General features: G+C 63.9%; 11 protein-coding genes. 9 read left to right on the top strand and 2 right to left on the bottom strand.

Translation table 11 applies throughout. The annotated features are described in order from the left end of the window. The first annotated feature begins 20 nt into the window (after positions 1 to 20). Positions 21 to 914 (top strand): LysR family transcriptional regulator, encoded by an 894-nt coding sequence (locus tag NKH97_RS02575; protein WP_352440074.1) that lies wholly within the window; start codon positions 21 to 23, stop codon positions 912 to 914. Positions 915 to 916: 2 nt separating this feature from the next. On the opposite strand, the gene NKH97_RS02580 is transcribed toward NKH97_RS02575, so the two are convergent. After that, on the bottom strand, positions 917 to 2,188 hold the full coding sequence (locus tag NKH97_RS02580; RefSeq protein ID WP_023808843.1) for an NAD(P)/FAD-dependent oxidoreductase: 1,272 nt from the start codon (positions 2,186 to 2,188) through the stop codon (positions 917 to 919). 196 nt (positions 2,189 to 2,384) lie between these two features. Here NKH97_RS02580 and NKH97_RS02585 point away from each other — a divergent pair, with 196 nt between their 5' ends. The 7 genes from NKH97_RS02585 (at position 2,385) to NKH97_RS02615 (ending at position 11,146) form a co-directional block, all read left to right on the top strand. Beyond that, on the top strand, positions 2,385 to 3,377 hold the full coding sequence (locus tag NKH97_RS02585) for a dipeptidase (protein ID WP_023808844.1): 993 nt from the start codon (positions 2,385 to 2,387) through the stop codon (positions 3,375 to 3,377). 310 nt (positions 3,378 to 3,687) lie between these two features. Then, positions 3,688 to 5,247: an ABC transporter substrate-binding protein gene (locus NKH97_RS02590; RefSeq protein ID WP_352440075.1), complete on the top strand. Its 1,560-nt coding sequence runs from the start codon at positions 3,688 to 3,690 to the stop codon at positions 5,245 to 5,247. 52 nt (positions 5,248 to 5,299) lie between these two features. Beyond that, entirely contained in the window at positions 5,300 to 6,247 is a 948-nt protein-coding gene (locus NKH97_RS02595) for an ABC transporter permease (RefSeq protein ID WP_352440076.1), read from the top strand. A gap of 28 nt (positions 6,248 to 6,275) precedes the next feature. After that, a complete protein-coding gene (locus NKH97_RS02600; protein ID WP_031212293.1) occupies positions 6,276 to 7,115 on the top strand; it encodes an ABC transporter permease in 840 nt (279 codons plus the stop codon). Further along, complete coding sequence (locus NKH97_RS02605) at positions 7,112 to 8,095, top strand: ABC transporter ATP-binding protein (RefSeq protein ID WP_023808848.1); 984 nt, start codon at positions 7,112 to 7,114, stop codon at positions 8,093 to 8,095. Before NKH97_RS02600 ends, NKH97_RS02605 begins: the two co-directional genes overlap by 4 nt. Then, positions 8,092 to 9,069 carry an ABC transporter ATP-binding protein gene (locus tag NKH97_RS02610; protein ID WP_023808849.1) on the top strand — a complete coding sequence of 326 codons (978 nt, stop codon included), beginning with the start codon at positions 8,092 to 8,094 and terminating at the stop codon, positions 9,067 to 9,069. Before NKH97_RS02605 ends, NKH97_RS02610 begins: the two co-directional genes overlap by 4 nt. 49 nt (positions 9,070 to 9,118) lie before the next feature. After that, a complete protein-coding gene (locus NKH97_RS02615) occupies positions 9,119 to 11,146 on the top strand; it encodes a CocE/NonD family hydrolase (RefSeq protein WP_352440077.1) in 2,028 nt (675 codons plus the stop codon). 19 nt (positions 11,147 to 11,165) lie between these two features. Here the strand turns inward: NKH97_RS02615 and NKH97_RS02620 are convergent, their stop codons facing one another. Continuing rightward, the gene (locus tag NKH97_RS02620; protein WP_352440078.1) at positions 11,166 to 12,068 is read right to left on the bottom strand and encodes a LysR family transcriptional regulator; all 903 of its coding nucleotides are present in this window, start codon (positions 12,066 to 12,068) and stop codon (positions 11,166 to 11,168) included. A gap of 102 nt (positions 12,069 to 12,170) precedes the next feature. Here NKH97_RS02620 and NKH97_RS02625 point away from each other — a divergent pair, with 102 nt between their 5' ends. Next, entirely contained in the window at positions 12,171 to 13,160 is a 990-nt protein-coding gene (locus tag NKH97_RS02625) for a zinc-dependent alcohol dehydrogenase family protein (protein ID WP_352440079.1), read from the top strand. Positions 13,161 to 13,166 lie beyond the last annotated feature (6 nt).

A 13,166-nucleotide genomic window follows, 5' to 3' on the forward strand; every position in this document is an offset into this window, starting at 1 on the left:
CATGAAGGCAGGTTTGGATTGTGAAAACCCTCAAGACATCGCTTCCCCTGCTGAACGCCATGGTCGTCTTCGAGGCTGCCGCCAGGCATGGCGGGCTGACGTTGGCCGCTCAGGAGCTGAACATCGCCCAATCGGCGGTCAGCAGGCACGTCGCCAATCTCGAGCGCCAGCTGTCGGTCGAGCTGTTCGCGCGCAAAGGCAACCGCGTCGCCGTCACCGGGGCCGGCAACACGCTAGCCGAAGCGATCCGCGAGGGTCTCGGCACCATCAGGCAAGCGGTCGAGGATTTGACCGCGCACGACAGCGATACATTCGTGGTCGGCTGCAGCCACGACTTCGCGCAGGCATGGCTGATGCCGCGCTTCGGCCTCATCACATCGCAGGTTGCCGATGGCCGGGTGCTGCTGCAGACATCCACCGACTACAGGGATTTCGACCAGCCTGAAGTGGCGCTGTCGATCCGCTTCGGCGAAGCCGGGCAATGGTCCGAATTCGTGACCGAAAAACTGCTCGACGGTGAATGGTTCCCGGTCTGCGCACCGGCGTTCCTGGCGCGTTATCCGGCGCTCGCCTCGGAAGACCCAGAGGCTTTCATAGCAGTGCCGCTGCTGCATCAGGTGACGCCGCCGGGCGCGATCGACAGCTGGCAATCGTGGATCGGAACCGACCGGAAACTCGATGGACCTCGGTTCACGGGCTACATGTCGATGATCCACGAAACCATCGCCGGGCGCGGCGCCGCGCTCGCCTGGGCCGGGTTTGCCGACGAGCATCTGCGCCGCGGCCAGCTCGTCCGGCTGACGAAGACCTCGCGTCGTCACGCCGGCTCCTTCCACATCGTCACGAGGAAGAATGCCGGCCCGGTGGTCAGGGCGGTGGCGCAGGCGCTGCTCGGCAGCGTCGACGACTGCTGACATCAAGCCTCGCGGCCAAATCGCGACGCCTCATGACGCGCGCCCCAGGCCGGCATGGCGGCCTCGATCTCTGCTTCCGACTTGAAGGCATCGGAGGCGTAGCGATCGACACGGAACCGCTCCGCGGAAACGAATGGGGTCTGCCCGAGGACCAGTTCGCAGGAGAGCCGGCCAAGACCCGGCCCATGGGTGACGCCGCTCTCATTATCGCCGCCGACGACCACGATATTGTCGCTGCCGGGGACCTTGCCGACGATAAGACCGTTGTCGGGCGTGTAGCACGGCACACCTTGCGCCCAACTCGCGATCGTCGAACCGCGCAGCGGCGGGAACACCGTCTGCAGCTCGGCAAGCTCCTGCTCGAATGTCTCCTGCATCAGTTCGAGATTGTGCGGTTGGCCGGGTTCGATTTCGCTGTCATTTGTTTTGTACAGGGGTTTGTAGTGCCGGCCGGTTCCCCACATGACGGCCCCGAATGTCTCGCGCAGCCACAGCCGCAATTCGCGGCACTGGACGGTGGGGATGGTCGACGGCAGCCCGCGATCATCGGTGACGATGCGTGTCGCGACGACCCGCAGCAGCGGCAACTTCCAGCCGAGGCCCGATATGATCTGGTTGTCCCATGCGCCAGCGGCAACGATCACGCCGTCAGCCTCAAGGCTGCCCTGATCGGTCTCGATCGCCACCCGGTCGTCGGCATCATGGACGGCCGTCACGCGTGTGTTGCTGCGGAATACGCCGCCCAGCTCGCTGATCTGGCCGGTCAGCACACCCATTGCCAGCTTGGTGTCGAGCTGGATGCCATGCGGATTGTAGGCCGCCGAATGGACCCGCGCCGGATCGATGAGACCTTGCATCTTCTGGCCGATCTGCGCGGCGTTCAGATCCTGCATTTCCGTCGGGGCATAGGAAGAGTCCAGCACCGGGCGGACAAAACGCTCGCGCCCGTCCTCCGTCAGCGCCATGATCAAGGTGCCGTTCGGCCGATAGCCGATCTCGACGCCGACCTCGTGCAGCCGGCGATAGAAATCGAGGCCATATTGCTGCAGCTGAAGACCCTCTTCGCCAAGCGGAATCATGCCGGCGGACCAATGCGAGACAAATCCCGCGCCGGCGCTGGTGGTCGCGGCACCCGGCTGACCCGCATCGATGACCGTCACCCGGCGCACGCCGGACCGCAGCAGATGGAAAGCCGCGCTGCAGCCGATGATGCCGCCGCCGATTACCGCGATGTGCCTGCTATCGCTCCCGCCATGGCTTCCGTTTGAACTCATCTTTGTTCTCCCTTTTGCCGATGGTCCGATCGGAGCGACATGCAGCGACGGCGACCATACAGGCCCGTTCGGAGCTGTATAGACACATGTGTCTGTGGCCTGATACTTGATGCGTACTGCATCTGGATCACACGTCCGGAACGCCGCTTGATCCGGCCTTCCGTCGTGTTGGCGTTGCCAAGAGAGTGAGAAAAAAGTGAGCGTTTCGACTGCCGCCAAGGCCATTTTCGACAGTGAAATCATATGGGACGCGCATTCCGGCTTCATGCCGGACCCGGCTGCGGACCTGAACAATCTGCAGATCTGGCGCGACGCCGGCATCGACTATCTGTCGATTGATGTCGGCTTCGACCTGTTGCCCTGGGAGCAGACAGTGCGGACGCTCGCAAATTTCCGCCACTGGATCCTTGCCAATCCCGAGCACTACACGCTGGTCTCCTCGGTAGAGGAAATCCGCAAGGCAAAGCTTGAGGGCAAACTGGCAATCACCTTCGACGTCGAGGGCATGAACGCGCTCGACGGCCGCATCGAAATGGTGGAGTTCTATCACCATCTGGGTGTGCGCCAGATCTTGTTTGCCTACAACAGGAACAACCTCGCCGGCGGCGGTTGCCACGATGTCGAGACCAGCCTGACGGCGTTCGGCCGCCAGGTCATCGACGAGATGAACCGTCTCGGCATGTTCGTCGACGTCACCCACACCGGCTATCGCACCTCGATGGAGGTGATGGAATATTCCAACCGGCCGGTGATCTTCTCGCACTCCAACGCCAAGGCCTTGTGCGGCCATGGCCGCAACATCACCGACGAGCAGATAAAGGCCTGCGCGCGCACCGGCGGCATCGTCGCGATCGTCGGGCTCAATCGTTTCCTGGGAGAGGGACGCACGGACTCGGACAGGTTGGCCGACCACATCGAATATCTTGTCGATCTGGCTGGCCCAGATCATGTCGGCATCGGGCTGGACTACGCCTTCCCCGTCGACATCAAAGGCATCGACCGTATCATTTCCGACAACCCGCAATTCTGGCCCAGGAGCGAGTATCCGGAAGGGGCGACGACCTACGCGGCTCCCGGCCAGATGAGCGAACTGACCGATGTGCTTCTGCGCCGCGGCCAGTCCGAGCAGACCGTGCGCAACGTCCTGGGCGGCAATTTCGTGCGCCTGGCGGCCGAAATCTGGAAGTGATCGGCCGCGGAGAGGCGCATGTCCGCTACAGCTCTTGATCCAGGCCCCACCGAATGGCGGGCCAAGCCGCGCCGTGTGGGCGATCACATTTAGCCCGCGTAGGGCCCAAGCCGACGCGCTGGCGCGGTCGGAACAGATGTCGATATTTCCCGCAAGATCGTCCGTATTCAAGATTCGGACATGCCGGCAAAATTTTCGCTAGACATACATGTCTATTATTAGCAGTTTTAGCTGACAGACACATTCGGCCCGGCTTGGAGAATGGCCAACGGCCGGAAACAAGACAACGAAAACAGCAGAGGGGTAGAGCATGTCCATTCTAGCCGACACCAGGGTTTCGCGCCGCAGCCTGCTCGCCGGAGCCGGCGCTTTCGGCCTCGCCTCAATGGTCAATCCAAAAGTTTCCTGGTCGAGCGACGGGCCGATCCTCAAGGTGCGCTCCTACGCCGACATCCAGACGCTCGACCCTTGCTTCCGGCTGGCGGCACCCGAAGGCGACATCACCAGCGTCATCTTCGCCGGCCTCGTCGTCACCACGCCGGGCGACAGCTGGGGCTGGCGGCCGATGGCGGCGGAGACGATCAAGCAGCTCGATCCGCTGACCGTCGCCTTCCAGCTGCGCGACAATATCGGCTTCACCGATGGCTACGGCCAGATGACGGCCGAAGACGTCAAGTTTTCGATCGAACGCATCGCCGATCCCGCCAACAAGAGCCCCTACTCCGGCGACTGGGCGACGCTCAAAGAGGTCGAAGTCAAGGACAAGCTGTCGGGGCTGATCCACCTGAAGCAGGCCTTCGCGCCGCTGTGGACGTCGACCTTGCCGACGCCTTCCGGCACCATCCTGTCGAAGCGCGCCATCACCGAGCTCGGTGGCAAGATGGGTGTCAAGCCGGTGGCCCAGTCGGGGCCCTACATCCTGAAGGAATGGCTGCCCAAGCAGCGCACGGTGCTGGTGCGCAATCCCGACTGGAAGTACGAGCAAGGTGCCTTCGCGGAGATCCACATCCATCCGATCGAGGATGAGAAGACCGCCGAACTCGGCTATGAGGCCGGCGACCTGGATTACACCTGGACCGCGGTCTCCTCGATCTCGCGCCTGAAGCAGACACCGCCGCCAAAGACGACCGTGGTCGAGAAGCCGTCGCTGGCCTTTGTCTGGCTTGGCATGAACCAGGATGTCGCGCCTTTCAACAATCCGAACATGCGCCGCGCGGTTCAGTACGCCGTGGACCGCAAGGCGGTGGTCGATGCCGCCTATTTCGGCGCCGCCGCCACCGCCACCGGCATCATCGCGCCCGGCCTGCCCGGCCATCGCGAGAAGAACCTGTTCGATTTCGATCCGGACCGCGCCCGCGACATGATCGCCAAGGAAGGACTGGCCGGCGCGACGATCACGCTCGACATCCTCAACAAGACCGAGCGCCTGACCGCGGCGCAGGTCGTGCAGTCGAACCTGCAGGATGTCGGCCTCACTGTGGAGATCAAGCAGAACGACAGCGGCACCTTCTGGACGCTGGGCGCCAAGGAAGGCGACTACTACAAAAAGCTGCAGATGATCATCAGCCGCTTCTCCATGCAGCCGGATCCGAGCTGGGCCACTGCCTGGTTTACCCGCGACCAGATCGGTGTCTGGAACTGGGAGCGGTTTTCCAGCGAGGAATTCGACAAGCTCAATGCCGAAGGCATGGTCGAGCTCGACCCGGCAAAACGCGATGTCATCTACAAGAAGCTGCAGGACCTGATGGAGGAGAACGGCAACTACGTTTTCCTGACGCATGAGGTCACCGGCATCATGAATCGATATACGCTTGTGGCCGGCCTGAAGCCGAACGGCGAACCCGTGTTCACCGACTTCAAACCCGCATGATATCGGCGGGCGGGGCTCGTCCCCGCCAAAGACCGTCCGACAGGTACTGGAAATGATCCGCTACGCCCTCAAGCGTCTGTGGCTTGGCGCCATCATCATCAGCGTGGCCATGATGATGATGTTCGCCATGGTTTACCTCATTCCCGGCGACCCGGCCTCCGTTGCGCTGGGGCCGCGCGCGACGCCGGAGATGATGGAGGCGCTGCGCGTACGCATGGGCCTCGATCAGCCGGTGTGGCGGCAGTTCCTACATTTCTACGGATCGGTCCTGCGCGGCGATCTCGGCACAGAGGTGCTGTCAGATCGGCCAGTTCTGGACGTGGTGATGGAACAGCTTCCGTTCACGCTGGCGCTGGTGGTCGGCGGCATCACGTGGTCGGTGGCGCTCGGCATTCCGCTTGGCTGCATCGCGGCGGTGCGGCGCGGCGGCTTTGTCGATCAGGTGATCGGGGTGCTGTCGGTGGCGATGATCGCCGTGCCGTCCTTCGTCGTCGCCATCTATTCGCTGCTGGTGTTTGCGGTCGCCCTGCAATGGCTGCCGGCGATCGGCGCCGGCGAACCGGGCGACCTCGCCAGCCAGCTCCAGCACCTCATCTTGCCGTCGCTGGCGGTTGGCCTTGGCTGGATCGGCTATATCTCGCGCATGGTGCGCGCCTCGATGCTGGAGACGCTGGAAGCCAGCCATATCCGCACGGCGCGCGCCTTCGGCCTGACCGAGCACAGGATCGTCTACACCTACGCCCTCCGCATCGCCGTGCTGCCGACGATCACCTTGCTCGGCGTCGGCATCGGCCACATGCTGTCGTCTTCCGTCTTCGCCGAAATCGTCTTTGCCCGTCCCGGCATCGGCAAGCTGGTCTATGAGGCGATCTCGGTGCGCAACTATCCCATCGTCTCCGGAGCCGTGCTGGTCACCACGGTCTTCTTCGTTCTCGTCAACGTAGCAGCCGACATCCTCGTCGGTATCTTGGATCCCCGTGTCAGATCAAGTTTCAACTGAGCTGCCATCCCGCAGCTTCCGTCTCGGCATGATATGGCGCACCTTGCGCCGCATCATGCGCGAGCCGCTCGGCGCGATCGGCCTGACGCTGGTGACGGTCGTGGTGCTGTCGGCGGTCTTCGCCAGCCTCCTGACCAGCTATGCGCCGAGCAAGATATCGCCGGCCGAACGCTTCGCTTCGCCGAGCCTCCTGCATCTGCTCGGCACCGACCATCTCGGCCGCGATCTTCTCACCCGGGTGCTCTATGGCGGACGCGTCGCGCTTTTGATCGCGCTGGGCGCGACAGCGGTGTCGCTGGTTGTCGGCGTCGTGCTAGGGCTGATCGCAGGCTATGGGCCGCGCTGGCTCGACAATGTGCTGCTGCTGATCTTCGACGCCGTGAAGAGCTTTCCCACCGTTATGCTGGCGCTGACGCTGGTCACCCTGTTCGGCCCCTCGCTCTACGCGGTGGTGCTGGTGGTGATGCTGGTCAATGTGCCGGGTTATGCGCGCATCATCCGAACCCAGACGCTGGTGCTCAAATCGGCCGAACACGTCATGGCGGCGCGCTCGATGGGGGCAAGCGCCGGCCGCATCCTGCGTGTCCATATCCTGCCCAACATCATCGGCCCGATCCTGATCCTGATCTCGATGGACATTCCCGTGGTGGTGGCGATCGAGGCGGGCATGAGCTTCCTCGGGCTCGGCGTGCGGCCGCCGACGCCGAGCTGGGGTGCGATCCTCAATGACGGCTTCGCCAACATCCGCGATTCCTACTGGATCGTGATTGCCGGCGGCCTGCCGATCGTGCTGACCACGCTCGGCTTCACCTTCTTCGGCGAGACGCTACGCGACCTCTTCGATCCCAGGCTGAAGGGACGCTCATGACGGTTCTCGAGGTCAAGGATCTGAGCGTCGCCTTCCACACCGAGGCCGGGCGACTGGAGGCGCTGAAGCAGGTGAGTTTTTGCGTGCCGGCCAACCGCAGCGTCGGCGTGGTCGGCGAATCCGGCTGCGGGAAATCGACGCTCATCAACGCCATTCTCGGCCTGCTCGCCGACAATGGTGAAATCACATCGGGCGAGATCATCTTCGAGGGCGACAAGGACCTTGCCCGGCTCGACCCGACCGCGATGCGCGGCCTGCGTGGCCTCAGGATCGCCACTGTGTTCCAGGATCCGATGGGCGCGCTCAACCCGGTGCTGTCGGTGGGGCGGCAGATGCGCGACATTCAGTATCGCTCGGGTCTGTCGAAGCGGGACAAGGATGCACGCTCCGTCGCCATGCTGCGCAAGGTTCGCATTCCCGATCCGGGAAGCCGGCTGACGCAGTTTCCACACGAGTTCTCCGGCGGCATGAAGCAGCGCATCGCCATTGCGATGGCGCTGATGATGGAGCCGGCGCTGCTGATCGCCGACGAGCCGACGACGGCACTCGATGCGACGCTGGAGGTGGCCACCATCGAACTGCTCAAGGATCTGCAGCGCGACATCGGCTGCTCGGTGCTGTTCATCTCGCATCATCTGGGCGTGATTGCCGAACTCTGCGACGAGATGATCGTGATGTATGCCGGCGAAGTAGTGGAGAGCGGCACGACCCGCGAGATATTCCACGATGCGCGTCATCCCTACACGCAGAAGCTTTTGGCTTGCGATCCCGCCCGGCTGTCGCAGCGGGTTGCTCGCCTGCCGACCATTGCCGGGACCTTGCCGGATTTGCGCCGCCGGCCGAGCGGCTGCGTCTTCCAGCCGCGCTGCGATCGCGCCGACGCCCAATGCCTGACGACGCCTCCCAGCGCAGTCCTCGGTGGGTCTCACATCGCCCACTGCTGGCATGCGGACATTCCCTTGGGAGCGATGAACGCATGAGCTCCGAAGACCTGCTCAGCGTCAATGATTTGCGCGTCGCGTTCCGCGCTGGCGGCCTGTCCGCCAGGCTCGCGGGGCGGGCCACCGAGATCGAAGCGGTCTCCGGCGTCAGCTTCACGCTTCAACGAGGCAGCACCTTCGCGCTGGTCGGCGAATCCGGCTCGGGCAAGACGACGCTGGCGCGCACGCTCAACGGTCTTCAGCCGGTGAAGGCGGGCACGATCCTGTTTGAAGGGCAGGAACTGCAAGGCCTGTCTAACACCGCCATGAAACCGGTGCGGCGGCGCATGCCGATGATGTTCCAGGATCCTGTGGGATCGCTGTCACCACGGCTCAGCGTGCGCTCGCTGCTGTCTGAGCCTTTCGTCATTCACGGCTTGTCCGATCGCGATCTCAACGCCGAAGTCACACGGCTTCTTGCGCTGGTCGGGCTGCCGCGCGATTTCGCCGACCGCTACCCGCACCAGCTTTCCGGCGGCCAAGCGCGCCGCGTCGGTGTGGCGCGGGCGATCGCTCTGGACCCGGTGCTGGTCGTCGCCGACGAGCCGACCGCCGGCCTCGACGTCTCCGTGCAGGGAGAGGTGCTGAACCTGCTCAACGACCTGCGCGACCGAATGGGCCTGTCGATGCTGATCATCACCCACAATCTGCATGTCGTGCGCCAGATCGCCGACCGCATGGCGGTGATGTATCTCGGGCGCTTCGTCGAGCAGGGTGAAACCGAAGCGATCTTCCGCGCGCCGCATCATCCCTATACGGCGGCCCTTCTGTCCGCCAATCCCGAGCCGGACCCAGATCGGGTGCACCAGCGCATCACGCTGCCGGCCGACGTTCCCTCCCTGCTGGCGCGCCCTTCAGGCTGCGAATTTCACACACGCTGTCCGCAGGCCCAGCGCTGCTGCGCGGTGGATGTCCCCATCCCGGTCGCGGTCGGAAACGGCCGCCTGACCTGCCATTTCCCGCTGAACACATAAGGATCGCCACCGGCGCAAGTTGTCGGCCGGGGCGTCGAGAGGAGCCGCCATGCAAGATATCCGCGTCGTCACCGATTTCCCGCGCAAAATCCGCGAGATCGAGAATTTGTGGATTCCGATGCCTGACGGCGTCAAGCTGGCGGCGCGTGTCTGGCTGCCGGAAGACGCGGAGGCCGATCCGGTGCCGGCGATCCTCGAATATTTGCCCTACCGCAAGCGCGACGGAACGGTGGAGCGCGATGCGCTGACGCATCCCTATTTTGCCGGTCACGGCTATGCCGGCGTGCGGGTCGACATGCGCGGCTCAGGCGACAGCGAGGGATTGTGCAAGGGTGAGTATCTGAAGCAGGAGCAGGATGACTGTCTGGCGGTCATCGAATGGCTGGCCCGGCAATCCTGGTGCTCGGGTAGTGTCGGCATGATCGGCATCAGCTGGGGCGGCTTCAACGGGCTTCAGGTCGCCGCGCGGCGACCGCCAGCATTGAAAGCGGTTGTCTCGCTGTGCTCCACGGATGATCGCTACAATGATGACGTGCATTATCTCGGCGGCGCCATGATGTGCGACAATCTGATGTGGGGAACCACCGCCTGGGCCATCGCCATGACCCCGCCCGACCCGTTCATTGTCGGCGATCGCTGGCGCGATCTTTGGGAGCAACGGCTGAACGGCAACGGCATCTGGATGCAGGACTGGTTCGAACACCAGCGCCGCGACGATTTCTACAAGCACGGCTCGATCTGCGAGGACTATTCCGATGTCGAAATCCCGGTCTATGCCGTCGGCGGCTGGGCCGACGGCTATCCCAATCCGATCTTCCGGATGCTGGAAAAACTGAGCGGTCCTCGCAAGGGCCTGATCGGACCCTGGGGCCACAAATATCCGCACTTCGCCATGCCCGGCCCGCGTATCGGCTTCCTGCAGGAGTGCCTGCGCTGGTGGGATCAATATCTCAAGGGCATCGACACCGGCATTGCCGACGAGCCGATGCTGCGCGCCTGGATTCAGGACCCCGCACGGCCGGCGGCGATCTATGACGAGCGGCCCGGCCGCTGGGTGGCGGAGCCGGCGTGGCCGGGACCAGGCGTTGGCGAAAAGGTGCTGAACCTTGCGCCGCATGTGCTGAGCGAGGCCAGGGGCGAAGATACGATCCTGGAGATTTCGTCGCCGCAGACGGCCGGCCTGTCGTCCGGCGCCTGGTGCGGTTATGGCGTCATGCCGACTTTGCCGGTCGACCAGCGCACGGAGGAAGGCAATGCCCTGATCTTCGAGACCGCGCCGTTGACCGAAGCCATCGAGATCCTTGGTTTCCCCGAATTCGAGGTCAGGCTCTCCTCTGACAAGCCCGTCGCCCTTCTGTCCGCCACGCTGTCGCAAGTGTTCCCTGAAGGTGCTGCCTCGCGCATCAGCTATGGCATCCTCAACCTGAGCCATCGCAACGATGATCTGGACATCGCACCCATGGTGCCGGGCCAGGCGGAAACGGTGCGCATCAAGCTGCGCTGCTGCGGGCAGCGTTTCGAGGTTGGCGAGCGTATCCGGCTGGCACTGGCGACATCGCATTGGCCCATCGTCTTCCCGACCGCCGAGCAGGCGACGCTGTCGATCCATTGCGGCGACAGCCGGCTGATCCTGCCGGTGCGCCCACCGCAGAAGCTGGACGACACGCTGGGGGCTTTCCTGGCTCCGGAAAGCGCTGTGCCGATGGAGCAGGAGGTTCTGGCCAAGGGCGACGGCTTCCGGCGCTCGGTTTCGACGGACCAGGACACCGGCGAGACCGTTTATCAGGTCGTCAATGATGGCGGCACGGTGCGGCATCCACATACGCAGATGACCGTTGCGGCGAGGCATGTCGACCGGTTCACCATCCACCCCGACGATCCGAACTCGGCGGTCGGCACCTGCACCTGGGAAAAGTCCTATGGCCGCGGCGACTGGCAGGCGCGCCTTTCGGTGAAAGCGACCGTGCGCGCGCTGCGCGATGTCTGGCGGATCGAGACCCACATCACTGCCCATGAGGGAGATGAAGTGGTCGTCGATCGCAGTGAGGTCAAGGAGTATCCGCGCGACCTCAACTGAAAGCGGCTGCGATTGGCAATCAGGCCATCGATCTCGGCAAGGCGGCAGCCAGCGCATCGACGGCCAGCCGCACCTTCAGCGGCAGATGCGGCGTCTGCAGCCAAAGGGCATGGCAGTCGTAGAGATATCGCGGCTGGTCCGGCAACAGTGCGACCAGCGCGCCGGCTTCAATGCGCTCGCGCACCAGCCACCAGGGCAGCCAGGCAAGCCCCATGCTCTCAACAGCCGCATCGGCGATGGCATCGAGATCGTCGAGCCGCAGCCGCCCGGTTGGCGTAATCTCCTGTACGGATTGCCCCTCGCGCGCAAACAGCCACGGCTGAACGACTTGGCCGAGCCGGCGGTAGACAATCGCCTGATGATCAGCGAAGTCTTCGATACGCTGCGGCTCGTCATGAATTCTGAGATAGGAGGGTGCGGCGCAGACGACCATGTCCTGGCGCGCGACGCGGCGTGCGATCAACCCCGCCTTGTCGCCCAGAGCACCGGTCCGAATGGCGAGATCGTATCCGTCTTCGGCAAGATCGGCGAAGCGGTCGGTGAGCGACAGGTCGAGCTCCAGCATCGGATATTGCCGCGCCAGCCGCAGCAGCACGGGTGCAACGCAATGGCGGCCGAAATGCGCCGGCATGGTGACCCGCAGTTTTCCACGTGGTTCGGAGAACTGGTCGGCGGCGAGCGCATCGGCGGCTTCGGCCTCGGCCAGCACCACCCGGCAGCGTTCATAGTAGGCGCGCCCGAAGTCGGTCAGGCTCTGCCGCCGCGTGGTCCGGTTGAGCAGCCGCACGCCCAGCCGCTCCTCGAGGAACCGCACATGCTTGCCAACCATTGGTCCGGACAGATCGAGTGCGACTGCGGCGGCTGCGAACGAGCCGAGGTCGACGGCCCTGACGAACACGGACATGCTCTCAAGCCGATCCATATTCAAAACTCCTGGTTTCTACTGTTCTTCCCTTACAGCCATTTATCCCCGGCAAGCCTAGCTGCATAGCTCATTCGGTTCAGATGATTTGGAGTATCCCGAATGACACGCGTAGTTCGCTTTCACCAGCATGGTGGCCCGGAGGTTCTGCGCATCGAGGATGTCGCGCTTTCCCCACCGGGGCCGGGCGAAGTTCAAATCCGGGTCAAGGCACTCGGCCTCAATCGCGCCGAAGCGCTGCTGCGCGCGGGCGCCTATATCGAGACGCCGACGCTCCCGGCGGGGCTTGGTCTTGAAGCGGCGGGTGTCGTCGAGACTATTGGCGACGGCGTGAAGGATTTCGCGCCAGGTGACAGCGTCAGTGTCATCCCGCCGCAATCGATGATCCGCTGGCCGGCCTATGGCGATCTTGCCACCTACCCCGCCCGACTTATCGTCAAGCATCCGCAGTCGCTTGACTGGCAAACGGCAGCGGCGGTCTGGATGCAATATCTCACCGCTTATGGCGCGCTGATCGACATCGCCGGGCTGCACAGCGGAGACGCCGTCGTCATCACAGCAGCATCGAGCAGTGTCGGGCTTGCGGCGATCCAGATCGCCAACAAGGTCGGCGCGACCGCGATCGCGGTGACGCGGACATCGGCGAAGATGCGGGCGCTGCTCGAGGCCGGCGCGGCCGACGTCGTGGCCTCGACGGAGGAGGATCTGGCGGCGCGATTGAACCAGATCGCCGGGCCGCGAGGCGTGCGCGTCGTGTTTGATGCGGTCGGCGGCCCGATCTTCGAGCCGCTGACGGCGGCCATGTCGCATAGCGGCATCCTCATCGAATATGGCGGACTGAGCCACGCGCCGACGCCATTCCCGCTGCCAGCGGTGCTGAGCAAGACGCTGACACTGCGCGGCTACCTCGTGCACCAGATCACCGGTAACCCGGTAAAGCTGGAGGCCGCCAAGGCGTTCATCGTCGAAGGCCTGCAGAGTGGGGCACTAAGACCGATCATCGACCGGACCTTTGCGTTCGACCAGATCGTCGAAGCGCATCGGCATCTGGAATCAAACGAGCAGTTCGGCAAAATCGTGGTGATGATTTGAGCGGAG

Source organism: Mesorhizobium sp. M0870, from assembly GCF_040319775.1.
In the GTDB taxonomy this organism is placed as follows: domain Bacteria; phylum Pseudomonadota; class Alphaproteobacteria; order Rhizobiales; family Rhizobiaceae; genus Mesorhizobium.